A 26,760-nucleotide genomic window follows, 5' to 3' on the forward strand; every position below is an offset into this window, starting at 1 on the left:
AATTCACGGTTGTTGCTATGCGTAAGTTAACGATTCTCGGGGCCACAGGTTCAATTGGGGCAAGCACATTAAAAGTCGTGGCTCAAAATCCCGAACACTTTTCCGTTGTGGCTTTAGCCGCGGGAAATAATGTCAATAAAATGCGTGAGCTATGCCAGCGTTGGCAGCCAGTTTATGCGGTAATGGCAAACCAAAAGGCGGCGGATGAGCTTTTAGCTCAATTGCAGTCATTGAACTTAAAAATAACCGTATTATTTGGTGAAGACGCCATGTGCCACGTCGCCGCATTAGATGAGGTGGATACGGTGATGGCGGCGATTGTTGGTGCGGCAGGTTTGTTACCAACCATGGCTGCGGTAAAGGCGGGCAAGCGTGTTTTGCTGGCAAACAAAGAAGCCTTGGTGATGTCTGGCCAATTGTTTATTGATGCGGTCGAAAAATACGGTGCTGAATTGCTCCCTGTCGATAGCGAACATAACGCGATTTTTCAATGCTTACCCCCTGAAATTCAAGGCTCTTTGGGTCGCTGTGATTTACAAGAACATGGTGTGCAACATATTCTGCTCACGGGTTCTGGTGGCCCTTTTCGCTACAGTGATTTATCCACGTTAGCTGATGTTTCACCACAGCAAGCGATTGCTCATCCTAACTGGTCGATGGGGCCGAAAATTTCGGTTGATTCCGCTACCATGATGAACAAAGGTTTGGAATATATTGAAGCTAAGTGGCTGTTTAATGCATCGAAACAGCAATTAAAAGTGTTAATCCACCCACAGTCGGTGATCCACTCTATGGTGCAGTACCGAGATGGTTCGGTGCTTGCGCAAATGGGGGAACCCGATATGTCCACGCCAATTGCTTTAACTCTCTCTTATCCAGAACGCATTACTGCGGGTGTTCCGGCACTGGATTTTACCAAATTAAGTAATTTGAGTTTTATGGATGTGGACTACGAGCGTTATCCTTGTTTGGGGTTGGCGATTGATGCTTGCTATCAAGGGCAACATGCCACCACCTCTTTAAATGCAGCCAACGAAATAGCCGTTGAAGCTTTTTTAAATAAGCAAATTCGTTTTACCGATATCGCACAAGTTAATGAACGTGTATTGTCAAAAGTGTGTGCAGCACATACTCAGTTACATTGCTATGACTTGGAAAGCTTGTTAGAGCTCGATAGAATGGCGCGCACTATTGCCCAGCAAATCATACAAGAGCATTTATTATGAGTGGTATTTTGTGGAATTTCGTCTCTTTCATCATTGCGTTAGGTATATTGGTTGCTGTGCATGAATTTGGTCATTTTTGGGTAGCACGTCGCTGCGGAATTAAAGTCGAAAAATTTTCCATTGGCTTTGGTAAATCACTTTGGAGCCGAGTAGCCAAAGATGGCACCGAGTACAACCTATCAATTATTCCTCTCGGCGGCTACGTTAAAATGCTCGATAGCCGTGTTGATGATGTTCCAGCTGAATTAAAACCCTTAGCTTTTGACCAAAAACCATTGTGGAAACGTGTCGCTGTCGTGAGTGCTGGGCCTGCTTTTAACTTTTTCTTCGCCATTTTTGCCTATTGGCTCGTGTTCTTAATTGGTGTTCCAGCGGTAAAACCTGTGATTGGCGAAATTGCCCCGCAATCGATCGCCGCTCAAGCGGGTTTAGAGTCAGGAATGCAGATCAAAGCAGTCTCAGGAGTGAATACCTTAGATTGGGAATCGGTCAATATGGGGCTGATTAGCCATATTGGTGATGAACAATTAACGCTCACCGTCGGAACCAATAATGAAATTGGTGTGGATGAAATCAAAACATTAGATATCCGTTCTTGGAACTTTAACCCAGAAACAGAGTCTGCTATGGGAGCGTTAGGTTTTAAACCATTTGTTCCTGAAATATCGCTGACGCTAACCAATGTTTCTCAAGGCAGCGCCGGAGAGAAGGCCGGGTTAGAAGTTGGCGACACCTTGATCGAAGCCAACGGTGCGAAGATAAACCATTGGCAGCAAGTTGTGGAGTTGATACAAAGCCATCCCAATCAGCCAGTTTCATTGGTTGTTGTGCGTGATGAACAACGCTTGACTATCGAGCTTACGCCTGACGTTCGTGAGTTACCGCAAGGCAAAACGATAGGTTTTGCGGGAATCGCTCCTAAAGTCGCAGAATGGCCGGAAAGTTATCGATTTGAGCTGCAATATGGTGTATTTGAATCAGTCGGAAAAGCGGTTGAAAAAACACAGCAAGTGATCAACCTAACCGTCAGTATGTTGAAAAAACTGGTGGTCGGTGATGTGGGGTTGAATAATCTGAGTGGGCCAATTTCGATTGCCAAAGGAGCTGGAACCACCGCTGACTATGGTTTGGTCTATTTCTTGGGTTTTCTGGCTCTGATTAGTGTCAACTTAGGCATTATCAATCTAGTACCACTGCCAATGTTAGATGGCGGACACTTACTGTTTTTTGCAATTGAAGCCGTTATTCGTCGTCCTGTCCCAGAGAAGATTCAAGAAATGGGATACCGAATTGGTGGGGCGATCATCTTTTCTTTGATGGCTGTGGCAATATTTAATGATTTTAGTCGCCTGTGATTTGTAACCATTAGGCAGAAGTTGTAGCAAGGAATAACAAGAATAAATATGGCAATGAAACAGATCCTTTTCGCGACACTATTGGCAACCAGCCTCTCAGCACATAGTGCCGAGAATTTCGTAGTGCAGGATATTCAAATTGAAGGGCTTCAACGCGTTGCGCTCGGCGCCGCATTGCTTAAAATGCCCGTTCGAATTGGCGATACCGTTGATGCACAAGATGTCGCGGATATTATCAAAGCACTTTACACTTCGGGCAACTTTGAAGACATCAAAGTATTACGAGACAACAACGTTCTGATCGTTCAGGTTAAAGAACGTCCAACCATTGCAAGTGTTTCCTTCTCTGGAAATAAAGCGATCAAAGAAGAGCAGTTGCAGCAGAATCTTGATGCATCCAATATCCGCATCGGTGAGGCGCTTGATCGTACGACCTTGAGCAACATTGAAAAGGGGTTGGAAGATTTTTACTACAGCGTGGGTAAGTACAACGCGACCGTAAAAGCGGTGGTGACACCTTTACCTCGCAACCGTGCTGACCTTAAATTTGTGTTCAGTGAAGGGGTTTCTGCGAAAATCCAGCAAATCAACTTTATTGGCAATGAAGTGTTTAGTGACCAAGATTTACTGTCACGCTTCAATTTGAATGTCGATGTGGCGTGGTGGAATTTCCTCTCTGATGATAAATACCAAAAGCAGGTCTTAGCCGCTGATATTGAAGCTTTGCGCTCTTTCTACCTCGACCGTGGCTACTTAAAGTTTCAAGTCGATTCCACGCAAGTTGCTATTTCTCCTGATAAAAAAGGCGTTTATATCACTTTAGGCATTAGCGAAGGTCAGCCTTATAAAATCAAAGACGTTAAATTCCGCGGAGAGCTGATTGGCAAAGAGGCTGAATTTACCGCTTTAATCCCGTTTGAAGCCGAGGAAACCTATAACGGCTCACTGGTGACCAAGCTTGAAGAAGATGTAAAACGAGTATTGGGTGAAGCTGGCTATGCTTATCCTCAAGTTCGAACCATCCCAGAATTTAATGATGAAACGCAAGAAGTTTCCTTGGTTGTTCATGTGGAAGCGGGTAAGCGTATCTATGTCCGTGATATTCGCTTTGTCGGTAATAACTCAACCAAAGATGAAGTTTTGCGCCGCGAAATGCGTCAAATGGAAGGCAGTTGGCTGAGCTCTAAAGCGATTGATACAGGTAAGAGCCGTTTGAACCGTCTTGGCTTCTTTGAAACAGTGGATGTGCAAACCGTACGTGTACCTGGTAGTGAAGACCAAGTCGATCTGGTGTACAACGTGAAAGAGGCCAACTCAGGTAGTGTTAACTTTGGTGTCGGTTATGGTACAGAATCAGGCGTGAGTTTTCAGGTTGGTTTACAACAAGACAACTTCATTGGTTCAGGTAATCGAGTTGGCATCAATGCCATGATGAACGACTATCAAAAGAACATCAGTTTAGATTACCGTGATCCCTACTGGAACCTTGATGGTGTCAGTTTGGGTGGTAAGATTTTCTATAACCAGTTTGAGGCTTCTGAAGCAGGTATTGTTGATTATACCAATGAAAGTTACGGCACAAGTTTAACGTGGGGTTTCCCATTTGACGAATTAAACCGTTTTGACCTCGGTATCGGTTACACGCACAACAAGATCGGTAATATCGATGAGTATGTGCAAGTTAGTCAGTTCTTACAGTCTCAAGCGAGTAATCGTAGCGATGATGGCAGTTTGATCACCAATGACTTTGACGTCAACATCTCATGGACGCGCAATAATTTAAACCGAACCATTTTCCCAACGGCGGGGAATCACCAACGCGCTTTCTACAAGATGACCGTGCCGGGCTCAGACGTAAAGTATTTCAAAGCGCAGTACGATGTCCGCCAGTATTTCCCATTAACCAAAAAACATGAGTTTTCACTCTTGCTAAGAGGACGCTTAGGGTATGGTAATGGTTACGGGAAAACGGATGGTAACGATAACTTGTTCCCATTCTATGAAAACTATTATGCAGGTGGCTTTACCACTTTGCGTGGTTTTGGATCTAACTCGGCTGGACCGAAAGCGATTTATAACGATGCGACAGGCTGTAATGGCAATAATGGTGGCAACAACCGCTGCTATAGCGCAACAGATGACTCTGTCGGTGGTAACGCGGTCGCGCTGGCCAGCGTAGAGCTGATTGTACCGACGCCATTTGCCTCTGATGAAACTCGTAGCCAAATTCGCACCAGCATCTTCTTCGATATGGCCAGCGTTTGGGATACAGAGTTCGATTACAAAGATGGGAAACTCGGTTATGGTGATCAGTATTATTACGATTACTCAGATCCAATGAATTACCGTTCCTCCTATGGTGCGGCACTACAGTGGATGTCACCTATGGGGCCATTGGTATTTTCAATTGCCAAACCTATTAAAATTTATGAAGGTGATAATGAAGAGTTCTTCACTTTCACGATCGGCAGAACATTCTAATTAGAGGAAAGTATTTTGAAAAAAGCGATTCAAGCGGCAGGATTGGGCCTAGTTGTACTGAGTTCATCATTTTTTGCGCAAGCCGCTGAGGCGGCGCAGAAAGTAGGTTACATTAATACCGCGCAAGTATTCCAAGCATTACCTCAACGAGAAGTTGTGCTGCAAAAATTACAAGAAGAGTTTAAAGATAAAGGGGCAGAGCTACAGTCAATTCAAGCTGAAGCAAAAACCAAAATTGAAAAACTTAAACGTGATGGCGAACTGCTAGGTCAAGATGAGATCGAGAAGCTGCGTATTGAAATTGGTCAATTAGACAGCAAGTACAAAATCAAAGCGCAAGCGTTAGAGCAAGCCTCAGCGCGTCGTGAGAGTGAAGAGAAGCAAAAACTCTTCATGGTGATTCAAGACGCTGTGAAGAAAGTTGCGGAAAAAGAAGGTTATGACATCGTTGTTGACGTGCAAGCTATGCAATATGGTAAGCCGGACTACAACCTATCAGAGAAAGTAATTAAACAACTAAAATAATATTATTATGGCAAAACTGACTTTAGCCGAATTGGCAACCATCACCGGGGGAGAGCTGTTTGGTGATGGCTCTGCGACAGTTTCCGCTGTCGCACCTATGGATAAGGCGCAGGAAGGTTACGTAACTTTCCTCTCTAATCCCAAATATAACAAACACCTTGGTCAATGCCGCGCAACGGTGATTATGGTCAAGGCTAGTGAACGTGAATTGTGTACAACCAATGTATTGGTCGTCGCTGATCCATACGTTGCTTTTGCAAAGGTGGCGCAAGCGCTGGACACTACACCGCGACCTGCGAGTGATATCAGCTCTTCTGCGGTTGTTGCACCGGATGCCCAGCTAGGGCAGAACGTTTCTATTGGTGCAAACGCGGTCATTGAGACGGGCGTGCAGCTGGGCGATAACGTCTCCATTGGTGCTGGCTGTTTCATCGGTAAAAACGCCAAAATTGGCGCTAACACCCAGTTGTGGGCAAATGTCAGCGTTTACCACGAAGTGGAAATTGGCTCGGCGTGCCTTATTCAGTCAGGTGCCGTGATTGGTTCTGATGGTTTTGGCTATGCCAATGAGAAAGGTGAGTGGATTAAAATTCCGCAAATTGGCACTGTCCGGATCGGTAATCGAGTTGAAATCGGTGCCTGCACGACAATTGATCGTGGCGCATTAGATGACACGATTATTGAAGATAACGTCATTCTCGATAACCAATTACAGATTGCACATAACGTCTGTATTGGCTACGGCACTGCAATTGCTGGCGGTACCATCATTGCTGGCAGCACCCACATAGGCAAATATTGCATTATTGGTGGTGGTACTGTCATCAATGGCCATATCGAGATTGTCGATGGGGTCACCATTACTGGCATGGGGATGGTGATGCGTAGCATCACCGAGAAAGGCATGTTCTCTTCTGGTATTCCGTTGCAACCGAACAAAGAATGGCGTAAAACTGCCGCTCGCGTTCACCGTATCGAAGATATGCACAAGCGACTTAAAGCACTTGAAAAGTACTTAGAGCAGGAAGCGGAATCCTAATTCTACTTTTTCCCGATTAGGCTCGCCAACTGCGAGTCTTTTTCGTCTATAATGCCAAATAATTTTTGAAAGTTTTACTGTATAGGAATATGACTTTGACGACTGAAACGAAAACGATGCACATCACTGAAATTCAGAGGCTGCTTCCTCACCGTTACCCATTTCTGTTGATTGACCGTGTAATTGACTTTGAAGAAGGCAAATACCTTGTTGGCTTGAAAAATGTGTCAGTTAATGAACCTCAGTTCACTGGTCATTTTCCGCAGTTACCTATTTTTCCAGGTGTACTGATTTTAGAAGCAATGGCACAAGCAACGGGCCTACTTGCATTCAAAACCTTTGGTGCACCGAAAGATAACGAATTGTATTACTTTGCTAGTATTGATAATGCGAAGTTTCGTAAGCCTGTAGGTCCTGGCGACCAACTGATCATCGAAGTGCAGTTCATTAAAGAGCGTCGTGGTATTGCGTTGTTTAATGGCGTAGCGAAAGTTGATGGTGAGGTTGTGTGTTCAGCTGAAATGAAATGTGCTCGTAGAGAGTTTTAATATGATTCATGAAACTGCACAAATCCACCCAAGTGCGGTGGTTGAAGATGGCGCTACCATCGGAGCTAACGTCACTGTTGGTCCATTTACTTACATCACCTCTGGGGTAAGCATTGGCCAAGGTACGGAAGTGATGTCGCATGTGGTCATCAAAGGAAACACCGTCATTGGTGAAGAGAACCGTATTTTCCCTCACGCCGTCATTGGCGAAGAGAACCAAGATAAGAAGTATGGTGGTGAAGATACACGAGTCGTCATTGGTGATCGCAATGTTATTCGTGAAGCGGTGCAAATTCACCGTGGTACGATGCAAGATAAAACACAAACAGTTGTTGGCAACGACAACCTATTGTGTGTGAATGCCCATATTGCGCACGATGTGATTGTTGGTAATCATACGCACATTGGTAACAACGCAATTCTTGGCGGCCATGTGACGGTCGGTGACTATGCCGGTGTTATGGCGTTGTCGGCGATTCATCCTTTCTGTAGCGTTGGTGCTTATGCCTATATCGGTGGTTGTTCTGCTGTTGTGCAAGATGTCCCTGCTTACGTGTTAGCACAAGGTAACCATGCTTCACCATTTGGCCTTAACCTTGTTGGTTTGAAGCGAAATGGTTTTGAAAAAGCCGAAATTCGCGCGCTACAAAAAGCGTATAAAGAGATTTACCGATCAGGTAAAACGCAAGCAGAGGTCTTACCTATATTGGTTGAGATGGCGAAAGAGTACCCATCGATTCAGCGTTTTACTGATTTACTAGAAAAAACTGAGCGTGGCATTATTCGTTAGTTCGCCACTGAGTTTTGATTAATATCCGAAGATCGCTACTTGTTTAGCGATCTTTTGTCTTTTTGATGCCGCATAACGGCTGAGCGGATTCTGTTAGGAAACGATATGCACTCACATGAAAATCCCCTAAGAATCGGTATTGTTGCCGGAGAGCTTTCTGGCGATACATTAGGAGAAGGCTTCATTCAAGCCATCAAGCAGCAATATCCCAATGCACAATTTGTCGGTATTGGTGGCCCTAAGATGATTGCTCAAGGTTGTGAATCTTTATTTGATATGGAAGAGCTAGCCGTGATGGGTCTGGTTGAGGTGCTTGGCCGCTTACCGCGTTTACTGAAAGTTAAAGCGCAGTTGGTGAAGTATTTTAAAGCCAATCCGCCGGATGTGTTTGTTGGTATTGATGCACCAGATTTTAATTTACGACTAGAGCTTGATCTCAAAAAAGCGGGCATCAAAACCGTCCACTACGTGAGCCCATCTGTATGGGCATGGCGTCCCAAACGTATTTTTAAAATCGATGCGGCGACCGATCTAGTGCTGGCATTTCTTCCGTTTGAAAAAGCGTTTTACGACAAGTATCAGGTTGCGTGCGAATTTGTCGGCCATACACTGGCCGATGCCATTCCACTGCAACCCGATAAAATTGCCGCTCGTGAACTGTTGAAATTAGAGACAGATAAACAGTGGCTGGCTGTGCTACCCGGTAGCCGAGGGGGAGAAGTCGGTTTAATTGCCAAGCCATTTATTGAAACATGTCGACAAATCAAACAGAAATACCCTGATATTGGTTTTGTTGTAGCTGCCGTCAATCCCAAACGTAAACAGCAGTTTGAAACCATTTGGCAGGAGATCGCCCCAGAGCTCGATTTTGTTATTATTGAAGACACCGCGCGTAATGTCATCACGGCTGCAGATGCTGTGCTGCTTGCCTCTGGCACAGTCGCACTGGAATGCATGTTGCTCAAACGGCCGATGGTGGTGGGATACAAAGTGAACTGGCTTACCGGATGGTTGGTTCAGAAGCTTGCGATAACCAAATTTGTTTCACTGCCCAATATTTTAGCCGGAGAAGAACTGGTTCCTGAGTTCATTCTTGATGAATGCGACCCGCAACATCTGTTTCCTGCGGTCGATAGCATGCTCAGTCGTGATAATTCCTCTTTAATTGAACGTTTTACTGAAATGCATCACTGGATCCGCAAAGGTGCGGATCAACAAGCCGCCAAGGCGGTTTTAAGCTTGATTAACCATTAACGATTAAGAAAGAGCGATTGAAAAATAACGAGAGGAAAATAGACAAGATGGCAGAACAAACACTGACTCCTTTTGAATACCCTAAGGGCTATGTTTTGATTGCAGGAGTGGATGAAGTTGGCCGAGGTCCATTAGTGGGCGACGTAGTGACTGCCGCAGTAATCTTGGATCCGAATAATCCGATTAAAGGTTTAGCCGACTCGAAAAAGTTATCAGAAAAAAAACGCCTAGCGCTTTTTCCTGAAATTCAACAAAAGGCGCTCGCTTGGTCTGTTGGCCGCTGTTCACCAGCTGAAATTGATGAGCTTAATATTCTTCAAGCGACTATGGTGGCGATGCAACGCGCGATTGCAGGTCTAGCGATTCAACCTGATTTGGCTTTAATTGATGGCAACCGTGTCCCACAATTACCGATGCATGGTATCGCAGTCGTCAAGGGTGATATGCGTGTGGCGCAAATCAGCGCCGCCTCAATCATTGCCAAAGTGGTACGCGATAAAGAGATGGAAGCGCTCGATAAATTGTACCCACAATTTGGCTTTGCTCAACATAAGGGCTATCCAACTAAAGCGCATTTTGCCGCGATCGAACAGCATGGCGTCATCGCAGAGCACCGTAAAAGCTTTAAGCCAGTGAAACGCGTGCTTGGAATTGACTAATTGCGGGTGTCAGCCACGAGCAGATTCGCGTAGAATAACCGCCAAATCTTGTACCAAACCTAGCATCTAGGATTTTATTGCATGCCAGAACCAAAGTTTGTCCACCTTCGTGTCCACAGCGACTTTTCTATGATCGATGGCTTGTCCAAAGTGCCACCGCTTGTGAAAAAAGTGGCCGAGATGGGGATGCCTGCCGTAGCGTTGACCGACTTCACGAACTTATGTGGTTTGGTCAAATTTTATGGTACCGCTCATAACTGTGGGGTAAAGCCGATTATCGGTGCAGATTTTGTCATGCAATCCGAGGAGTTTGGTGATGAGCTCACCAAGCTGACGGTTCTAGCGAGTGATAATGTTGGTTACAAAAATCTGACCTTACTGATCTCCGATGCTTATCTACGCGGTCATGTGCAACACCTACCTGTGATTGATAAAACGTGGCTAGTGAAATATGCCGAAGGCTTGATTGTGCTTTCGGGGGGAAAAAGTGGTGAAATAGGCAAAGCACTGCTTAAAGGTAATCAGGCGTTAGTCGATAAATGTGTCGAGTTTTATCAAACTCATTTTGTCGATCGTTTTTACCTTGAATTGACTCGCACAGGGCGAGCCGACGAAGAGAGCTATCTGCACTTTGCTCTAGAATTGGCTGAAAATAACGATCTGCCCGTCGTTGCAACCAATGAAGTGGTGTTTCTCAGCGAAGAGTTTTTTGAAGCGCATGAAATTCGAGTAGCGATTCATGATGGCTACACCATGGAAGATCCTCGTCGGCCAAAAAATTACAGCCCACAGCAATATTTGCGCACCGAAGCGGAAATGTGTGAGCTGTTTGCCGACATTCCTGAAGCGCTGCAAAACAGTGTTGAGATTGCCAAACGGTGTAATGTTACCGTCCGTTTGGGGGAATATTTCTTGCCCGCCTTTCCAACGGAAGGAATGAAAGAAACCGAATACTTGGTGATGAAATCACAAGAAGGCCTTGAAGAGCGTCTTGAATTTCTGTTCCCCGATCCTGAGGTTCGCGCACAACGTCGCCCTGAATATGATGAACGGCTGCAAATTGAGCTCGAAGTGATTAATAACATGGGATTCCCCGGTTATTTCTTGATTGTGATGGAGTTCATCCAGTGGTCAAAAGATAACGATATTCCGGTGGGACCGGGGCGCGGATCGGGTGCGGGTTCATTGGTGGCTTACGCGCTCAAAATCACCGATTTAGATCCACTACAATATGATTTACTTTTCGAACGTTTCTTGAACCCAGAACGGGTATCAATGCCCGATTTTGACGTCGATTTCTGTATGGATAAACGTGACCAAGTTATTGATCACGTTGCTGAAATGTATGGTCGTGATGCGGTATCACAGATCATCACCTTTGGTACTATGGCTGCCAAAGCGGTCATTCGTGACGTGGGACGCGTGCTTGGTCATCCGTTTGGATTTGTCGACCGCATTTCAAAGCTTATTCCACTAGATCCAGGAATGACACTCGAAAAGGCGTTTAAGGCTGAACCCGCGTTACCTGAGCTGTACAACAATGACGAAGACGTCAAAGAGCTGATTGATAAGTGCCGAATTCTAGAAGGTTGCACGCGTAACGCTGGTAAGCATGCGGGTGGGGTAGTGATCTCCCCAACCACAATTACCGACTTTTCGCCGATTTATGCGGATGCTGAAGGGCATTTCCCCGTTACTCAATTTGATAAGAACGATGTTGAAACCGCAGGCTTAGTCAAGTTTGACTTCTTAGGTCTACGTACCTTAACCATTATCGATTGGGCACTAGGGCTGATTAACCCGCGCTTACAACGAGAAGGCAAAGAGCCCGTTCGTATTGAAGCTATCCCGTTAGAAGACCCAGTTTCATTTCGTGTATTGCAAAATTCTGAAACCACGGCGGTATTCCAGTTAGAATCGCGCGGCATGAAAGATCTGATCAAACGTCTCCAGCCAGACTGCTTCGAAGATATCATTGCACTAGTGGCCCTGTTTCGCCCAGGGCCTTTGCAATCGGGGATGGTGGATAACTTTATCGACCGTAAACATGGCCGAGAGGCGATCTCCTACCCAGATGAAAAATGGCAACATGAGTCATTAAAAGAAATTCTAGACCCAACCTACGGCATCATCTTGTACCAAGAGCAAGTGATGCAGATCGCCCAAGTCCTAGCCGGATACACACTAGGCGGCGCGGATATGCTGCGCCGTGCGATGGGTAAGAAAAAGCCAGAAGAGATGGCCAAGCAGCGGGCGATTTTTGAAGAAGGTTCGATAAAAAACGGCGTGGATGGCGAATTGTCGATGAAAATCTTCGACTTAGTAGAAAAATTCGCCGGTTACGGGTTTAACAAATCGCACTCTGCGGCTTATGCTCTGGTTTCTTATCAAACCTTATGGTTAAAAACCCACTACCCAGCCGAATTTATGGCGGCAGTAATGACGGCCGACATGGACAACACCGAAAAGGTGGTTGGCTTAGTGGATGAATGTTTACGCATGAATCTTAAAGTGTTACCACCGGATATTAACGCCGGCTTGTACCGCTTTAACGTCGATGAAAATGGCGCGATTGTCTATGGTATTGGCGCGATCAAAGGTGTGGGTGAAGGGCCGATTGAAGCGATTTTAGAAGCGCGCACAGCCGGCGGCTATTTTAAAGATTTGTTTGATTTTTGCGCCAGAATTGATTTGAAAAAAGTCAATAAGCGTGTGATTGAAAAGCTTATTTATGCGGGTGCTTTGGACCGTTTAGGCCCACACCGTGCTGCCATGATGGCCTCATTAAATGATGCTGTGAAAGCGGCCAGCCAATTCCACCAAGCTGAAGCTTTTGGTCAGGTTGATATGTTTGGTGTATTGACTGATGCGCCAGAAGAAGTAGAACATAAATATACGCAAGTCCCCGAGTGGCCTGAGAAAGTTTGGCTTGAAGGTGAGCGCGATACATTAGGCCTTTATTTGACCGGGCATCCAATAAACGCACATATTAAGGAACTTGCTAAGTACACCAGTTGTCGACTAAAAGATGCCACACCAACGCGACGCGATCAATCCGTCACTTTAGCGGGGTTAGTGATTGCTGCTAAAGTCATGACCACCAAGCGTGGTACGCGGATTGGCATCATGACGTTAGATGATCGTTCAGGACGTATGGAAGTGATGTTATTCTCTGATGCGTTAGAGCGGTATGCAGAGCTGCTAGAAAAAGATAGAATTTTAGTGATTTCTGGACAGGTCAGCTTTGATGACTTCAATGGTGGCCTTAAAATGTCGGCGCGCGAAGTCATGGACTTGGGCAGTGCGCGTGAAAAATATGCCCGTGGCTTGTCGATATCGATTGAACAATCACAGATAGACAGCCAGTTTTTTGAGCGCTTTAGTCAGATCTTAGAGCCTCACCGAGCAGGGACTATACCTGTCAATGTATACTACCAACGCGCAGAGGCGAGAGTGCGACTCACTCTTGGTACGCAGTGGCGTGTAACCCCAAGTGATACATTGTTAGACGAATTGAAACAGCTACTTGGCAAAGATCAGGTAGAACTCGAATTTAACTAAAATTTGGCGTCAAATATGTTGAACGCTGAGTATAAAAGGATCGGTAGATGAGCCTAAATTTTCTAGAATTTGAAAAACCAATTGCTGAACTTGAGGCTAAAATTCAGGCGCTACGCGACGTGTCTCGCCATGGTGGTGATAAGTCCGTTGATCTCGACAAAGAGATCGAACAGCTAGAAAAGAAAAGCTTAGAGCTTAAGAAGAAAATCTTTGGTGATTTAGGGGCATGGCAAGTAGCTCAATTGGCACGTCATCCACAACGCCCTTACACGCTTGATTACATCAACCATGTCTTCACTGAGTTTGACGAGTTGGCTGGTGATCGCGCTTTTGCTGATGACAAAGCGATTGTCGGCGGCATTGCTCGTTTAGAGGGACGTCCGGTGATGGTGATTGGTCACCAAAAAGGACGTGAAACGAGAGAGAAAGTAAGACGTAACTTCGGAATGCCAAAACCAGAAGGCTATCGCAAAGCGCTACGTTTGATGAAAATGGCTGAACGTTTTGACATGCCTATTATTACCTTCATTGATACCGCAGGTGCTTATCCTGGTGTTGGCGCTGAAGAACGTGGCCAATCTGAAGCGATTGCTACAAACCTAAAAGTGATGTCAGGCTTGAAAGTGCCAGTTATTTGTAATGTTGTCGGTGAAGGTGGCTCTGGTGGTGCTTTGGCGATTGGCGTGGGTGACTACGTGAACATGCTGCAATATTCCACTTATGCGGTAATTTCGCCAGAAGGATGCGCTTCAATCTTGTGGCGAGATTCAGATAAAGCACCGCAAGCGGCTGAAGCGATGGGCTTAGTCGCTCCTCGCTTAAAAGAGCTTGAGCTGATTGATGAAATTATCGAAGAACCATTAGGTGGCGCGCATCGCGATCCAATACAAATGGCCGCCAATATGAAAGCAACACTGCTAAAACAGCTTGCTGATTTAGCGCCGCTGAATGAAGAAGCATTATTGGCTCGTCGTTATCAACGTTTGATGAACTACGGCTACTGCTAAACAGCAGAGCGAACAATAAATAAAAAGGGTTGGATTCTGTCCAGCCCTTTTTTATCGGCCCGATTTCAGGACTGGTTTGCTTGGCGCGTTTCAAGGTAAACTGGCATCAATTCCTCTTAGCACTGAAAACCCATGTCTGAACTTTATTCGCTATTTTCACACGTTATCAATCGTCATCGCTTAGCAAGCAGCCAATTAGTCTTGGGTTTTAGTGGTGGCATGGACTCGCGGGTGATGCTTGAACTATTGGCGCAATATCGTGACGAAACCTCCTGTGAGTGCTGCGCTGTTTATGTTCATCATGGATTAAGTCAACATGCCGATGAGTGGGCCAAACAGTGCCAGCGCTGGGCCCAACACGCCACGATCCCTTTTTTTATTGAACGGGTGCAACTCGATACCGCTAGCGGTGAAAGTGTGGAGTCATTGGCGCGTACGGCGCGTTACCAAGTTTTAGCGAAATACATTAACACTGACGATTTGTTGCTAACTGGACAGCATAGCGATGATCAGATCGAGACATTTTTGCTCGCGTTAAAGCGTGGTAGTGGACCCAAAGGACTCTCTTCGATGGCACAAGCGATGCCATTTGGCGCGGGGAAAATCGTCCGTCCTTTGCTTGCGGCGACTCGCGTACAGATCGAAAGCTTTGCCGTAACCCAGAATTTGGATTGGGTCGAGGACGAAAGTAACCAAGATACCCGTTTTGATCGTAATTTTATCCGCCATCACATCACGCCAGTTCTTACGCAGCGCTGGCCGCATATTCACCAAGCGGTTGCTCGTAGTGCGACATTGTGTGCTCAGCAGCAGGTGTTGCTTGAAGAGCTGCTACAAGAGGCAATGCAAGAGGCAAAAATGCCTGATGGCAGTTTATCAATTACCGCGCTTTCTCATCGCAGCGAATTAGCACGCTATCAATTGCTAAGAATGTGGCTTGCTCAATTGGGGGAGCCAATGCCGACTCAAGAACATTTGGCGATGATTTGGCAACAAGTGGCGTCTGCGCGTATTGATGCGAATCCTCGGCTTAAACTAGGGCAAAGTGAGATCCGCCGCTTTGACCAAAAGCTATATTGCATCCAAACTTATCAAGACATTTCAGATTGGCAGGCGATGATTGTGCCCGATCAATCATTAACCTTGCCTGATGGACTAGGTAATCTGACGTTATCGTCTCATGGTGCTAGCAAGGGAATAGCCTTGCCTGATGATTGCCATCAATTAAGCGTTACGTTTAATCCTGAAGGGCTGGCAGCATGCCCTGTCGGACGAGTGGGAAGTCGAAAGCTAAAAAAATTGTTTCAAGAGTATGGCGTGCCGAGTTGGCTACGACGAAGAACGCCAATATTGATGCATCGGAATCAAGTGGTTGCGATTGCAAATTTATTTGTTGATCGTGACTTCAGTGGGCAAGATTGTGAACTCATCTGGGACAAATGAACGCTTTTCATGCAAAATTCGTATAAAACATACAATGAATATGGACATAAAGGTGGAGCAATGAAAAAAGTCGCGATTGGAATAGTTATGGGTTTAACGTTGTTAGCGGGAAGTGCGTTTGCTGGAGACCCAGCCGCAGGGCAAGCCAAAGCAGCTATCTGCGCGGCGTGTCACGGCGCAGACGGGATTGCCCTTATTCCGGGATACCCAAATCTAAAAGGGCAAAATGAGCAATACCTTATCTCATCAGTTAAAGCCTACAAGAATAAAGAGCGTAATGGTGGTTTAGCCGTCGTAATGCAAGCGCAAGCGGCAATGCTCAGTGATGCCGATATTGAAAACTTAGCGGCCTATTTCGCAAGTCTTAAGTAAATGACAGTGAACGGGTTTCAATCAGCCCAAGCGTTGCTTGGGCTTTTTATTGATTGTTTTTTTTTGCTAGCAGATAATGCCACCAATTAACGAAAGTGTAAGGGATGAACATGAAAAAAATCGAAGCCATTATTAAGCCATTTAAACTTGATGACGTCCGCGAAGCGTTAGCTGAAGTCGGGATCACGGGTATGACTGTTTCTGAAGTAAAAGGATTTGGTCGTCAGAAAGGGCATACTGAATTGTACCGTGGCGCTGAGTACATGGTGGATTTCTTACCTAAAGTGAAGCTTGAAATTGTGGTGACTGACGATGTCGCTGATCGCTGCGTTGACACCATTATTGAGACGGCGCAAACGGGAAAAATTGGTGATGGTAAAATTTTCATTACCAATATTGAACGAGTGGTACGAATTCGTACCGGTGAAGAAGACGAAGACGCTATTTAGCCGTACACCGAGAAGAAGGGAGCCAATGGCTCCTTTTTTGTCTCTTTATTAATACATCCCTACCAATTTTGTTGAACGTTATGAAAAGAAAATATCTGCTTGTTTTGCCGCTGTTGCTGATTACCGCGGCTGTGGTTAGTTTTTTCTCTATTTTTACTATTCCTTCAACGCCGCAATTGTTGACTATTGATGGGAAAAACGCTTCATCTCCACTGATTTGTTACGATAATCCAAACGCTCGCGCAATTGATGTGCGTGGTCAGCTTAATGTACTGGTTTGGAATATCTATAAACAAAATAGAGCAACATGGCAAAGTGAGCTGGATAAATTCAGCCAAGATGCCCAATTGGTGTTGCTACAAGAAGCGAGCATGACCTTGTCATTGAAAGAGTGGATCAGTCAAAAGCAGTGGGGGGGGACGCAAGCGGATGCTTTTCGTATTTTTGGTGAATCAGCCGGAGTGTTAAATCTTGGCAAGCAGATGCCAGTATTAGCGTGTGCTTACACCGAATTAGAGCCTTGGTTGCGCTTACCCAAATCGGCGATTTACGCCCTATATCGTTTAAGTGATGGTCAGACTCTGGCGGTTGTAAACCTGCATGCAGTGAACTTTACCTATGGAACGCAAGAGTATACCAATCAGCTGGAAGCGTTACTCGTTCAATTAAAAACACATCAAGGGCCGGTGATTGTCGGTGGCGATTTTAATAGCTGGAGTCAAGCAAGAATGGACACATTAACCACTGCATTAAATCGTGTGGGTTTGAAGGACGTGTCGTTCGAACCCGATCACCGTGTTCAGTTTGTGACGGGCTTGGTGCTTGATCATCTTTTTTATCGTGGTTTAACACTGCTCAATGCAAAAGCGCCCGTAACGGACGCTTCTGATCATAACCCACTATTGGCGAGTTTTAGTTTATAACCACTTTCTAACTGATGGCGATGTACAGCGCCCAAATCAGGTAATAGCCAATCCAAGGCAGCGCCGAAATCACCAGAGCTTGGCCGCGTTCCAGCTCTGTCCATGCGCCCACCGCCGCGTAGCCAAGTACGATGTACCAAGGCAAAAGCAGTGGGAAGGAGCTGGCAAATTGAGACCAATCATTAGTCAGTGGCAACTTAATTAGGCCATTTAAACTATTAAGGTCAGCAGCGTAAGTCATCACGTGGCCATGTTTGAGTAATAAGCTCGCGTAACTGGCGAGATCGCCCAACACGGCTGGGAAAGTGATGACAGCACTTGCGGCAAACCAACGCCAGAAACCGTGCTGATGTTGGCTCTGCTTGGTCGCCAAATTGAACCACAATGCCAACATGAAAATCGTTAGCGTGCGGCCTACCACATCACTGATAATTTCGCTTGCCATCAAGGTGTTGGCATCTAACATTTCAAGCTGAGCGGGGTTGATCATAGCCAACTGCGCCGAGAGCCCAGCTTTTAACCATTCAAGGTTAACCACGTCAAAATAAGCCCCCCAAAATAGAAAGGGACTCAGGATTAAAAAGAGATAAGGTTGCCAACCCCACATGCCGCGTTGATAAAGGGCTAAAAAACAAGACGTGGGGGAACGGAAAATATCCACCAACATGATTAACGGGTTACTGGAAGGATTCATACACTGACCTTAGTGACATCGACGTAGAGCTTGAGTTTTTGACCCGGCTTTAAGTACTTTTGGTTTGCAAGCTCGTTCCATTTTACAATGTCGAGGCTTTTGACTTTAAACTTATTAGCGATGGCGCTGAGTGTATCGCCGCTACGCACTTGATAAAAGACAGTGCGAATGATGGCGCCCTCACTGCTATTTTTCCAAATGACCAGTTTTTGGCCAATCTTCAACGTGTCTCTTGGCCCCATACCGTTCCATTTTGCTAAGGACTGATGGGAAACATTGTGCTGTTTGGCAATGCTCCATAAGCTATCACCTTTGGCTACCGTATGAGACAGCTTATACTGACCACGGGCCATCGCTTGCGTTTTTGCCAAGCGGTTACTGGCACTGAGTGCGTATGCTTTTTCGTCTTTTACGGATGTTGGGATCATTAAATACTGCCCAACGCGAATGACGTTGCCATTGAGATTGTTGGCCGTCTGAATCACTTTGCTGGTGGTATTGTGCTGTTGAGCAATCACACTCAAGCTATCGCCGGATTTTACCTTGTAGCGTACTAACTTCATCCCTTTACCGCGATTCTCTTCAACTTTCTGAGCAAAGCGTTCCACTTTATCGACTGGGATAAGCAGTTGATGAGGTCCCGTCGGCGAGGTCGCCCATTGATTGTAAGCTGGGTTGTAACTTTGCAACTCTTTCACGCTCATTCCTGCGTAATTGGCGGCAATGGCAAGATCAAGCTGTTCTTGAGGGTCGACTAACGTTAACACTGGTTTGTTAGCAATCGCTGGGATTTCAATGCCATATTTTTCTTGATTGGCAACAATATCGGCCAGTGCGAGTAATTTAGGGACGTAGCCTGTGGTTTCATCGGGTAAGTCGAGTGAGAAAAAGTCGGTTGGTTTACCAGCCTTGTGATTCTTACGAATCGCGCTAGAGATCCGCCCACCACCGCTATTATAGGCGGCAATCGCATGGCTCCAATCACCATCAAAACGCTTATTTAATGCAGTGAGATAATCCAAAGCCGCATCGGTGGCGGCGTCTACATCTCGTCTTCCGTCATACCAAAAATTTTGCTCTAGGCCATACATCTCTCCCGTGCTCGGCACAAATTGCCACAGCCCCGCAGCGCTACCGTGTGAGTAGGCAAAGGCATCAAACGAGCTTTCAACAATGGGTAAGAGTGCTAACTCAAGTGGTAAGCCGCGCTGCTCAATTTTCTCAGTGATAAGGTAAAGAAATGGCTTTGCTCGCTCGGCAACAGTTTGTAGGTGATTAGGGTGTTTAAGATACCAAGTTCGATAATAATTCACTGATTTATGATCTGGGATATCCATCGACAACTGCATTGCGATGCGCTGCCATACGTCCGCTTGCTCTTGTGGCGTGATCACTTTCGGCGTTGTGTTTTTTGCAGATGACGACTTTTGTTTAGCCATCTCTTTTTGTGTCTGAATCTGAGGGCTATTTGCCTCTTTGGCATTTGGCGCTGTTGTTTGGTCTGTTGGCTGAGTGATTTGGCACCCCGCTAACAAGAGCACCATCACCCAGCTAAATTGAAATCGCATCTATCTCAGCCCTTTGACTTAATGGCTGCTGATAATACTTGGCACTTTATTGCTATGACAAGCAGCAAATCGTCAAAATTCGTTCTTCCACTCACGTAACGCGGTAAAAATTGATAGAGGATCGGTTTGTTGAGTACGATTCGCGACGGATTTCATCACACTCTCTTGCTGGGTCCGCAAAAATGGATTGATCCATTTTTCTTGGCGGATCGTGGTCGGTAATGTCGATTTCTGCTGAGCTCGGAGCCGGTTGACGGTATCTCGATACTGTTGAAGTTGGTCATTATCGGGCTCAACGGCTAAAGCAAATGCGACGTTACTTGCGGTATATTCGTGCGCGCAATAGACCTCAGTCTCTTCTGGCAATGCGGCAAGTTTACACAGTGACGTAAACATTTGCTCCATTGTGCCCTCAAAAACACGGCCACACCCTGCGGAGAACAGTACATCGCCACAAAACAGTTTATTGTCACCGACATAGCCTATGTGGCCTTTTGTGTGTCCTGCGAGATCAAGCACCATAAAGATTTCATTGAACAGTTCTAGCTGATCGCCAGCTTCAACCGCGTGCGTTAAGGTAGGAATAGGTTCATGAGCGGGACCAACAACGTTAATGCTGGGAAACTGGCGAACCAGTTCTGCAACACCACCAATGTGATCATGGTGATGGTGGGTAATTAATATTGCTTCGAGCGTTAATTGATGCTTCGAGAGGTACTCAAGCACTGGTGCTGCATCACCGGGATCGACCACAGCACAACGCTGATCGCTATTTTGGATCAGCCAGATGTAATTATCATTAAATGCGGGTATGCTTTTGATCTGTAACATGAGTATCTCCAATCACCGAGGTGAAATAGGTTATCGATGAAGCCAGCGCGTAGCGAAAAAAAATTAGATAAGCCTCATTCTTGGTCCCAACTTAAAAATGGCCAGTGGGTTAGTGATTCTATTCAGACTCGGCTTGATGAATGGTGCTCTAAATTATTTGGCTATCATATGCTTAAGCTCGGTGGTTTGAGTTGTGAGCTTGCCAGTTGCAACTGCAATATTCAACACCAAGTTCATCTTGATATTGAAAACCCACTCCATACGGTGATTGCCGATAGCTACGAACTGCCTTTTCTCGAAAAGAGTTTTGATGTGGCTATTTTAGCGCACCAACTGGATTATTGTGGCGATCCGCACCGTATCTTACGCGAAGTTGATCGCGTGATGATGGATGATGGCTACATCATTATTACGGGGTTTAATCCAATCAGTTTTACGGGGATCGCAAGTTTGATGCCTTGGCGAAAACATAACTTACCTTGGAGCGGTCGTATGTTTACCGCTAACCGAATTAAGGACTGGCTGAGTGTCTTGAACTATCAAGTGATTGACTGTGACCAATATGCCCTTTTTCCGATGCAAAAATATCAACCCATGTGGGCGTGGTTGGAAAATGGTATTGGCGACTGGGCCGCTCCATTTGGTAGCCTGTATTTCATTGTAGCGCGCAAACGTACTTATCCCTTGAAACCGATTAAACCTCATTGGCGTTTTAAACGGCGTCTTTCGCCAGTTAGCTTGAACTACCGTTTATCAACTCAGAACCAAGATAACGCCTGTGACCCTTATTCGGATGCTTGATACCCAATATCGTCTTCGGTTGGGTTTTCTGCTGCATTGCGTGCTAATTCATCGCACATTTCATTTTCACGATGACCCGCATGGCCTTTCACCCAGCGCCAGTCAATGGTGTGGCGGGCGCTTTCTTTATCAAGTGCTTGCCATAAATCGGCATTCTTCACTGGTTTTTTATCCGATGTTTTCCAACCGCGTTTTTTCCAGTTGTGGATCCACTGAGTAATACCTTGACGAACGTATTGGCTGTCTGTTGTGAGAATAACATTACATGGCTCTTTCAGTGTTTGCAGTGCAACCACTGCCGCTAACATTTCCATTCGGTTGTTAGTGGTGAGTCGGTAGCCTTTGGCTAACGTTTTTTCGGTTTCTTTGTAACGAAGGACAACCCCATAACCACCCGGGCCAGGATTACCTAAGCAAGATCCATCAGTGAAAATTTCCACCTGTTTTGTCATGATTTGATACTATTAGGTTACGCACATTATTGGCATAGTCTGACATACATATCCTTATGAATACTAGCAGCAATTCCCAATCCCAACGTATCGTCGTTCTCGATACGGAAACCACGGGTATGAACCGTGAAGGCGGCCCTCACTATGAAGGACACCGCATTGTTGAAATCGGTGCCGTTGAAATTATCAACCGCAAGCTGACAGGCCGCCACTTCCATGTCTACCTGAAACCCGATCGTGAGATTCAGTTAGAAGCGATCGAGATCCACGGTATTACCGATGAGTTTTTGATGGACAAACCGCAATATCGCGATGTGCATCAAGAGTTTTTAGATTTCATCAAGGGAGCTGAGCTGGTGGCGCACAACGCTCCCTTCGACGTCGGTTTTATGGATTACGAGTTTCGCAAGCTCGACGCTAAAATCGGTAAGACGGAGCAGTATTGCAAAGTGACCGATACGCTTGCTATGGCAAAGCGTATTTTCCCCGGCAAACGCAACAATTTGGATATACTTTGTGATCGTTATGGTATCGATAACTCACATCGTACCTTGCACGGTGCATTGCTTGATGCGGAGATATTAGCAGACGTTTATCTGCTGATGACAGGTGGGCAAACCTCTTTACAATTTAATGCTGGAACGCGCAGTGATGGCAGTGTGGGAGGAGAGGCAATAAAACGAGCTGTCGCAGGTCGGAAAAAGCTAAAGGTTTTGCATGCTTGTGCCGATGAACTACAAGCACACCAAGAAAGATTGGATCTAGTCGAAAAGAGTGGAAGTTGCCTTTGGCGTCAGTAGGAGAAAATATGTTGAGGATAATGGTGGCTATTGCTGCGCTGATGTGGAGTATTGGCGTTTTTGCGGCAAATCCCTCCTCGATGTCGCTACTCGATAATCGTTTTCGAGTGGATCCAACCATTTCACAAATTACTTTTGTCGTGTATCGCGAAAAGTCATCTCAGCCAGTGGTGCTTGTGCGGCCAGATGGTAAGAAATATTACGCGTGGCGGTACGATGAGAATATGCGTTGGTATCAAGAACCCACAATGGATATCATTTCAATTGATAAGCCAATGCCTGGCCCTTGGCAGGCTATAGGAAAGGTTTCGCCACAAAATAGCATTAAGCTAATCTCACACTTGCAATTGGATACAGATGTATTTCCTAGCCGTTTGTATCATGGTGAAGAATTAAAATTTACAGCTCGCTTAACCTCCGACGGTAAGCCTTTATTGTTGAGAGACTTTCTCGATAGAGTCAACTTAAAAGTGACTTTTACTAAGTTCGTTGAAAATGAAGAAGAACTGATCAAAGAAGCGCGTCCATTACCGGAAGTGATTGGTGAATTTGCCGATGATGGACGTGGTTTGGACGAACGCCCTGGTGATGGTGTATTTACGGTTGCGTTGTCTATCACTCCAGTTCCGGGTAAGTATCGCGTTAGGATCACTTCTGGTAACGGTGTATTTTTACGCGCTCAAGAGCAAGAAGTGTTAGTTTACCCTACGCCAGTGTCGACTACCTTTATCCAGTCCCGAGTAGATGGCGCGCCGCACCAAATTGTGTTTGCAGGTGAGTTAGGCATGGTTGAACCCGGATCGATAGCGGCGCATGTTGAGCATGCCAATATTTATGATGATATTTTTGCTACTGAAGGACTATCCGGAAAAGAGTCACTCAAGCTTAATTTGGAAATTCCATATAAAGGGGATAACGGTAACTATCGTTGGTCTGGAAGGTTGTATGCGACAGAGCTCGCTAGCCAGCGCCCACTTTATTTCCCACTTTCAGAGCGTACTTACAGCGTGGTGGATGATGTTAACATTGAGGAGACTCGCCGTTTGCAGATGGAAGAAGAGATTAAGCAGCGTAGGCTTGAACAGGAGCAACTTATTATTCAGATGAGAGAAGAGGCAACGAGTCGCAGTATTATGTTCATTGTTATTGGTAATATTGGTGCGATATTGATTGGGCTTTTGGCGTGGTTTGTGATGCGTAAGATTAAAGCGAAAAAGACGTTGCAACCCGAATTACAGTTGAATATGCCGAAGAAATAACAAGGGATGTTGCCGAGTTGGCAACCTCTTGATTCTGTATTCTAGTCATAGAAAAGGGCGCTTAAAGCGCCCTTTGACATTCAATAGATTGACTTACGCAACATCATTTATTGCCGGATATTGAGGCTTTGCGGCCAGTTCCTGTGGCGCAAAATCATCGACATTAATGGTATACAAACGATGAGCCTCAGCTTCCGTTAATAGCTGTGCTTCTTGTTCGGTTAGAATTTTTTGTTGTAAGCCAATGGCGGCCACTTCATCTAAACGCAAAAATGGACGGCGTTGATTGGTGACGCTGCACACTTTATCGAACAAAGGCTCTGCACGTAAAATGATGTCCAGTGCTTGTTCAATCTTACCCGCCGCATTATGCGCCGTTGGGGCGAGATATTGGTTGCGACCGATGCGTGAACGAGTTTCACTCGGTGTTTGCAGGATCTGCGCAACTTGGCTATCTAATTTATCACTAGGTACTTTGCGTACTCGACCAATCGGCATCAACAATATACGAAGTACCTTACCAATCGCTTTATTCGGGAAGTTGGCTAAGAATTCATCAATGGCGACTTCCGTCTGCTTCAAACTGTCTTGTAGACCCCAATGAACCAAAGGAAGATCCTCCACGGGACGACCATCATTTTCAAAACGCTTAAGTGTGGCAGAACTGAGGTAGAGTTGGCTCAAAATATCGCCAAGGCGTGCTGACAAGCGCTCTTTACGTTTGAGAGAGCCTCCCAATACAGCCATCGAAATATCAGAAAGCAGTGCTAAGTTAGCGCTGTAACGGTTTAGTTGTTGATAGTAGCGTTTGGTTGCATCATTAGTCGGTGCAGATGAACCCAAACCATCGGTGACACCAAACCAAATACTGCGCACAAGATTACTCATGGTGAAGCTGACGTGACCTGCAAGAGCGGCGTCAAATTTCTCAACGGCATCAGAATCTTGTGAATAAGCGGCGTTCATTTCTTCTAAAACATAAGGATGACAACGGATAGCGCCTTGACCAAAGATGATCATTGAGCGAGTCAGAATATTGGCCCCTTCGACGGTTACGGCAATCGGTGCACCTTGGTAGCTGCGAGCTAAAAAGTTAGCAGGACCAATACAAATGCCTTTCCCGCCCACGATGTCCATCGCATCAATAATGCTGCGTTGACCACGGTGGGTACAGTGGTATTTGACTATAGCGGAAATGACCGAGGGTTTTTCGCCCAGATCAATACCAGCTACGGTTAAATTGCTCGCCGCATCCATCACATAAGCGTTACCACCTAAACGTGCTAATGGCTCTTCGACACCTTCCATATGGCCAATTGGTTGCTTAAATTGACGACGAATCCGAGCGTAAGCTCCTGTTGCTAGCGCCGCAGTTTTAATTCCGCCCGTCGAGTTAGAAGGTAACGTAATGCCACGTCCAACCGATAAACACTCTACAAGCATACGCCAGCCTTGTCCTGCCATGCTTGGTCCGCCAATAATGAAATCAAGCGGCACAAATAAGTCGTTAGCACGTGTCGGACCATTTTGGAATGGAACGTTCAATGGCATGTGGCGATTGCCAATTTCAACTCCTTTTAAGTGGGTTGGGATGAGCGCACAAGTGATGCCAAGCTCTGTTTTATCCCCAAGTAAGCCGTCAGGATCGCGCAGTTTGAATGCTAGGCCTAATACGGTTGCAACCGGGGCGAGCGTGATGTAGCGCTTGTTCCACGTTAGGCGCATCCCTAACACTTCTTTTCCTTCCCATTTCCCTTTACATACCACGCCAAAATCAGGAATTGAACCTGCATCGGAACCCGCTTCTGGGCTGGTTAATGCAAAGCAGGGAATCTCTTTACCTTCCGCTAAACGTGGCAGGTAATGGTTTTTCTGATCTTCAGTACCATAATGTTGTAAAAGTTCGCCCGGGCCTAAAGAGTTCGGTACACCAACGGTGGATGAAAGCACTCCAGATACACCCGTTAGCTTTTGTAGCACAATGGATTGTGCATAAGCTGAAAACTCCAAGCCGCCGTATTGTTTTTTAATGATCATGGCGAAGAATTTATGATCTTTTAAATATTGCCAAACCTCAGGAGGTAAGTCGGCTAATTCATGCGTAACTTGATAATCGCTAACCATGGCACACACTTCGTTGACTGGTCCATCAATAAAAGCTTGCTCTTGTGCACTTAATGTCGGCGCTGCAATTTTGTGTAGTTTGTTCCAGTTCGGTTTGCCTTTAAACAGTTCAGCTTCCCACCAAACGGTTCCTGCATCTAATGCCTCTTTTTCGGTTTGTGACATTGCAGGCAGCACTTTTTTGAACAGTGTTAATGCTTTTTCGCTAATCACGCTTTGACGGATAGAGGGAACGGCTAATAAAGCGATAGCCGCTAAATATAGCAACCATCCAATCACCCCGGTGTAATCCAGCAGGGTAAGAACCACCATGGTTACCGTTAGCGCAACTAATGCGCTAAAAAGTGACATTCGGTGGTAGAGGCACACACCGAACACGGTGAGAAAACCAAGTATAGAGAGCAAGATGTCCATAATTTCATTCCTTTGAGACTGTATTCACGCCATTGCGGCTGATTTTTCTCAGTGCATTGGAAAGTGTTGTTAGTCGTCTCGTTTGTGTAAGTGGTCTAACCAGTGCTAAGTGTAATCAAATTATTAACGAAATGTAAAACCTTGTATTGTTCAAAAAGTGATCCATGTAGGGCAAAACCTCAAAA

23 protein-coding genes are annotated in these 26,760 nt (G+C 45.7%); 18 read left to right on the forward strand and 5 right to left on the reverse strand.

Annotated elements, in window-relative coordinates:
• Positions 1-17: 17 nt before the first annotated feature.
• The 15 genes from ispC (at position 18) to AACV32_RS17410 (ending at position 17,632) form a co-directional block, all read left to right on the forward strand.
• On the forward strand, positions 18-1,226 hold the full coding sequence (ispC, locus tag AACV32_RS17340; protein WP_017047316.1) for a 1-deoxy-D-xylulose-5-phosphate reductoisomerase: 1,209 nt from the start codon (positions 18-20) through the stop codon (positions 1,224-1,226).
• Positions 1,223-2,581, forward strand: a complete 1,359-nt coding sequence (rseP, locus tag AACV32_RS17345) for a sigma E protease regulator RseP (RefSeq protein WP_013856210.1) — start codon at positions 1,223-1,225, stop codon at positions 2,579-2,581. Before ispC ends, rseP begins: the two co-directional genes overlap by 4 nt.
• 48 nt (positions 2,582-2,629) lie before the next feature.
• Positions 2,630-5,062 (forward strand): outer membrane protein assembly factor BamA, encoded by a 2,433-nt coding sequence (bamA, locus tag AACV32_RS17350; RefSeq protein WP_017046601.1) that lies wholly within the window; start codon positions 2,630-2,632, stop codon positions 5,060-5,062.
• Between the two features lie 15 nt (positions 5,063-5,077).
• Positions 5,078-5,587, forward strand: coding sequence for an OmpH family outer membrane protein (locus tag AACV32_RS17355; protein WP_013856212.1), 510 nt, complete (start codon positions 5,078-5,080; stop codon positions 5,585-5,587).
• Positions 5,588-5,594: 7 nt separating this feature from the next.
• Entirely contained in the window at positions 5,595-6,626 is a 1,032-nt protein-coding gene (lpxD, locus tag AACV32_RS17360) for a UDP-3-O-(3-hydroxymyristoyl)glucosamine N-acyltransferase (protein ID WP_013856213.1), read from the forward strand.
• 116 nt (positions 6,627-6,742) lie between these two features.
• Positions 6,743-7,174 carry a 3-hydroxyacyl-ACP dehydratase FabZ gene (fabZ, locus tag AACV32_RS17365; protein WP_026027636.1) on the forward strand — a complete coding sequence of 144 codons (432 nt, stop codon included), beginning with the start codon at positions 6,743-6,745 and terminating at the stop codon, positions 7,172-7,174.
• A gap of 1 nt (position 7,175) precedes the next feature.
• Positions 7,176-7,964 (forward strand): acyl-ACP--UDP-N-acetylglucosamine O-acyltransferase, encoded by a 789-nt coding sequence (gene lpxA, locus AACV32_RS17370; protein WP_026027915.1) that lies wholly within the window; start codon positions 7,176-7,178, stop codon positions 7,962-7,964.
• Positions 7,965-8,069: 105 nt separating this feature from the next.
• Positions 8,070-9,218 (forward strand): lipid-A-disaccharide synthase, encoded by a 1,149-nt coding sequence (gene lpxB, locus AACV32_RS17375; RefSeq protein ID WP_170895519.1) that lies wholly within the window; start codon positions 8,070-8,072, stop codon positions 9,216-9,218.
• A 17-nt stretch (positions 9,219-9,235) separates the two neighbouring features.
• Positions 9,236-9,877 (forward strand): ribonuclease HII, encoded by a 642-nt coding sequence (gene rnhB, locus AACV32_RS17380; RefSeq protein WP_017049708.1) that lies wholly within the window; start codon positions 9,236-9,238, stop codon positions 9,875-9,877.
• Positions 9,878-9,958: 81 nt separating this feature from the next.
• Complete coding sequence (gene dnaE / locus AACV32_RS17385) at positions 9,959-13,438, forward strand: DNA polymerase III subunit alpha (protein WP_170895520.1); 3,480 nt, start codon at positions 9,959-9,961, stop codon at positions 13,436-13,438.
• A 47-nt stretch (positions 13,439-13,485) separates the two neighbouring features.
• Positions 13,486-14,445 (forward strand): acetyl-CoA carboxylase carboxyl transferase subunit alpha, encoded by a 960-nt coding sequence (gene accA, locus AACV32_RS17390; protein ID WP_017046605.1) that lies wholly within the window; start codon positions 13,486-13,488, stop codon positions 14,443-14,445.
• Positions 14,446-14,577: 132 nt separating this feature from the next.
• Complete coding sequence (gene tilS / locus AACV32_RS17395; protein WP_017046606.1) at positions 14,578-15,888, forward strand: tRNA lysidine(34) synthetase TilS; 1,311 nt, start codon at positions 14,578-14,580, stop codon at positions 15,886-15,888.
• 60 nt (positions 15,889-15,948) lie between these two features.
• The gene (locus AACV32_RS17400; protein ID WP_026028528.1) at positions 15,949-16,260 is read left to right on the forward strand and encodes a c-type cytochrome; all 312 of its coding nucleotides are present in this window, start codon (positions 15,949-15,951) and stop codon (positions 16,258-16,260) included.
• A gap of 110 nt (positions 16,261-16,370) precedes the next feature.
• Positions 16,371-16,709, forward strand: a complete 339-nt coding sequence (gene glnB, locus AACV32_RS17405; RefSeq protein WP_010320105.1) for a nitrogen regulatory protein P-II — start codon at positions 16,371-16,373, stop codon at positions 16,707-16,709.
• Positions 16,710-16,789: 80 nt separating this feature from the next.
• Positions 16,790-17,632: an endonuclease/exonuclease/phosphatase family protein gene (locus AACV32_RS17410; protein ID WP_026028527.1), complete on the forward strand. Its 843-nt coding sequence runs from the start codon at positions 16,790-16,792 to the stop codon at positions 17,630-17,632.
• 7 nt (positions 17,633-17,639) lie between these two features.
• Here AACV32_RS17410 and AACV32_RS17415 read toward each other — a convergent pair whose 3' ends face one another.
• The 3 genes from AACV32_RS17415 to gloB form a co-directional block, all read right to left on the reverse strand.
• The gene (locus AACV32_RS17415; RefSeq protein ID WP_013856224.1) at positions 17,640-18,326 is read right to left on the reverse strand and encodes a YIP1 family protein; all 687 of its coding nucleotides are present in this window, start codon (positions 18,324-18,326) and stop codon (positions 17,640-17,642) included.
• Positions 18,323-19,894, reverse strand: coding sequence for a lytic transglycosylase (locus AACV32_RS17420; RefSeq protein WP_017046610.1), 1,572 nt, complete (start codon positions 19,892-19,894; stop codon positions 18,323-18,325). The genes AACV32_RS17415 and AACV32_RS17420 overlap by 4 nt, the downstream gene beginning before the upstream one ends.
• A 72-nt stretch (positions 19,895-19,966) precedes the next feature.
• The gene (gene gloB, locus AACV32_RS17425) at positions 19,967-20,725 is read right to left on the reverse strand and encodes a hydroxyacylglutathione hydrolase (RefSeq protein ID WP_026028526.1); all 759 of its coding nucleotides are present in this window, start codon (positions 20,723-20,725) and stop codon (positions 19,967-19,969) included.
• A 36-nt stretch (positions 20,726-20,761) separates the two neighbouring features.
• Between gloB and AACV32_RS17430 the strand changes: the two genes are divergently transcribed.
• Complete coding sequence (locus AACV32_RS17430; RefSeq protein WP_170895521.1) at positions 20,762-21,526, forward strand: class I SAM-dependent methyltransferase; 765 nt, start codon at positions 20,762-20,764, stop codon at positions 21,524-21,526.
• Here the strand turns inward: AACV32_RS17430 and rnhA are convergent.
• The gene (gene rnhA, locus AACV32_RS17435; protein WP_013856228.1) at positions 21,511-21,978 is read right to left on the reverse strand and encodes a ribonuclease HI; all 468 of its coding nucleotides are present in this window, start codon (positions 21,976-21,978) and stop codon (positions 21,511-21,513) included. The two genes, AACV32_RS17430 and rnhA, sit on opposite strands and share 16 nt — an antisense overlap.
• Before the next feature lie 56 nt (positions 21,979-22,034).
• Here rnhA and dnaQ point away from each other — a divergent pair, with 56 nt between their 5' ends.
• Both dnaQ and AACV32_RS17445 read left to right on the forward strand, forming a co-directional pair.
• The gene (gene dnaQ / locus AACV32_RS17440) at positions 22,035-22,778 is read left to right on the forward strand and encodes a DNA polymerase III subunit epsilon (protein WP_170895522.1); all 744 of its coding nucleotides are present in this window, start codon (positions 22,035-22,037) and stop codon (positions 22,776-22,778) included.
• 8 nt (positions 22,779-22,786) lie between these two features.
• The gene (locus tag AACV32_RS17445) at positions 22,787-24,037 is read left to right on the forward strand and encodes a TIGR03503 family protein (RefSeq protein WP_047689249.1); all 1,251 of its coding nucleotides are present in this window, start codon (positions 22,787-22,789) and stop codon (positions 24,035-24,037) included.
• Between the two features lie 93 nt (positions 24,038-24,130).
• Here AACV32_RS17445 and fadE read toward each other — a convergent pair whose 3' ends face one another.
• Positions 24,131-26,575, reverse strand: a complete 2,445-nt coding sequence (fadE, locus tag AACV32_RS17450; protein ID WP_047689246.1) for an acyl-CoA dehydrogenase FadE — start codon at positions 26,573-26,575, stop codon at positions 24,131-24,133.
• Positions 26,576-26,760 lie beyond the last annotated feature (185 nt).

This window comes from Vibrio sp. B7, from assembly GCF_963888765.1.
GTDB classification, from domain to species: Bacteria; Pseudomonadota; Gammaproteobacteria; order Enterobacterales; family Vibrionaceae; genus Vibrio; species Vibrio anguillarum.

Excerpts from the sequence above, each read along its gene's own strand:
- AACV32_RS17420 (WP_017046610.1), bottom strand. The coding sequence starts at position 19,894 with ATGCGATTTCAATTTAGCTGGGTGATGGTGCTCTTGTTAGCGGGGTGC.
- AACV32_RS17410 (WP_026028527.1), top strand. The coding sequence starts at position 16,790 with ATGAAAAGAAAATATCTGCTTGTTTTGCCGCTGTTGCTGATTACCGCG.
- lpxA (WP_026027915.1), top strand. The coding sequence starts at position 7,176 with ATGATTCATGAAACTGCACAAATCCACCCAAGTGCGGTGGTTGAAGAT.
- lpxD (WP_013856213.1), top strand. The coding sequence starts at position 5,595 with ATGGCAAAACTGACTTTAGCCGAATTGGCAACCATCACCGGGGGAGAG.
- bamA (WP_017046601.1), top strand. The coding sequence starts at position 2,630 with ATGGCAATGAAACAGATCCTTTTCGCGACACTATTGGCAACCAGCCTC.
- rseP (WP_013856210.1), top strand. The coding sequence starts at position 1,223 with ATGAGTGGTATTTTGTGGAATTTCGTCTCTTTCATCATTGCGTTAGGT.
- dnaQ (WP_170895522.1), top strand. The coding sequence starts at position 22,035 with ATGAATACTAGCAGCAATTCCCAATCCCAACGTATCGTCGTTCTCGAT.
- lpxB (WP_170895519.1), top strand. The coding sequence starts at position 8,070 with ATGCACTCACATGAAAATCCCCTAAGAATCGGTATTGTTGCCGGAGAG.
- AACV32_RS17400 (WP_026028528.1), top strand. The coding sequence starts at position 15,949 with ATGAAAAAAGTCGCGATTGGAATAGTTATGGGTTTAACGTTGTTAGCG.
- tilS (WP_017046606.1), top strand. The coding sequence starts at position 14,578 with ATGTCTGAACTTTATTCGCTATTTTCACACGTTATCAATCGTCATCGC.
- accA (WP_017046605.1), top strand. The coding sequence starts at position 13,486 with ATGAGCCTAAATTTTCTAGAATTTGAAAAACCAATTGCTGAACTTGAG.
- gloB (WP_026028526.1), bottom strand. The coding sequence starts at position 20,725 with ATGTTACAGATCAAAAGCATACCCGCATTTAATGATAATTACATCTGG.
- rnhA (WP_013856228.1), bottom strand. The coding sequence starts at position 21,978 with ATGACAAAACAGGTGGAAATTTTCACTGATGGATCTTGCTTAGGTAAT.
- dnaE (WP_170895520.1), top strand. The coding sequence starts at position 9,959 with ATGCCAGAACCAAAGTTTGTCCACCTTCGTGTCCACAGCGACTTTTCT.
- AACV32_RS17430 (WP_170895521.1), top strand. The coding sequence starts at position 20,762 with ATGAAGCCAGCGCGTAGCGAAAAAAAATTAGATAAGCCTCATTCTTGG.
- AACV32_RS17415 (WP_013856224.1), bottom strand. The coding sequence starts at position 18,326 with ATGAATCCTTCCAGTAACCCGTTAATCATGTTGGTGGATATTTTCCGT.
- fadE (WP_047689246.1), bottom strand. The coding sequence starts at position 26,575 with ATGGACATCTTGCTCTCTATACTTGGTTTTCTCACCGTGTTCGGTGTG.
- ispC (WP_017047316.1), top strand. The coding sequence starts at position 18 with ATGCGTAAGTTAACGATTCTCGGGGCCACAGGTTCAATTGGGGCAAGC.
- fabZ (WP_026027636.1), top strand. The coding sequence starts at position 6,743 with ATGCACATCACTGAAATTCAGAGGCTGCTTCCTCACCGTTACCCATTT.
- AACV32_RS17445 (WP_047689249.1), top strand. The coding sequence starts at position 22,787 with ATGTTGAGGATAATGGTGGCTATTGCTGCGCTGATGTGGAGTATTGGC.
- glnB (WP_010320105.1), top strand. The coding sequence starts at position 16,371 with ATGAAAAAAATCGAAGCCATTATTAAGCCATTTAAACTTGATGACGTC.